The following is a 255-nucleotide window of genomic DNA, read 5'->3' as shown; positions in this document are numbered from 1 at the left end:
TGATCGGCTGCATGCCGACGAACGCGACCAGCATGCCGTTCCAGATGCCCGCCAGCACGCCCACGGCGAGCGCCGCGCCGAGCGCGGTGCCGACGCGCGTCGGATCGTCGGCGAGTACGACGGCGGCCGCCGCGCCCGCAATCGCGACGATCGCGCCGACGGAAATGTCGATGCCGCGCGTCGCGATCACGAGCGTCATGCCGAGCGACACGATCACGAGCGGCGCGGCGCGATTGAGAATGTCGATGGGCGCGC

General features: G+C 71.8%; 1 protein-coding gene. It reads right to left on the bottom strand.

The window, feature by feature from the left end:
• Positions 1 to 255, bottom strand: a 255-nt coding sequence (locus SB753_RS39170) for an ABC transporter permease subunit (protein WP_410805432.1), incomplete at both ends; no start/stop codon positions are given.

This window comes from Paraburkholderia sp. SIMBA_053, assembly GCF_046534895.1.
Taxonomy (GTDB): Bacteria; Pseudomonadota; Gammaproteobacteria; order Burkholderiales; family Burkholderiaceae; genus Paraburkholderia; species Paraburkholderia caledonica.
Note: the sequence above shows the minus strand (reverse complement) of the source record. Positions and strands in the feature narration are given on the sequence as shown.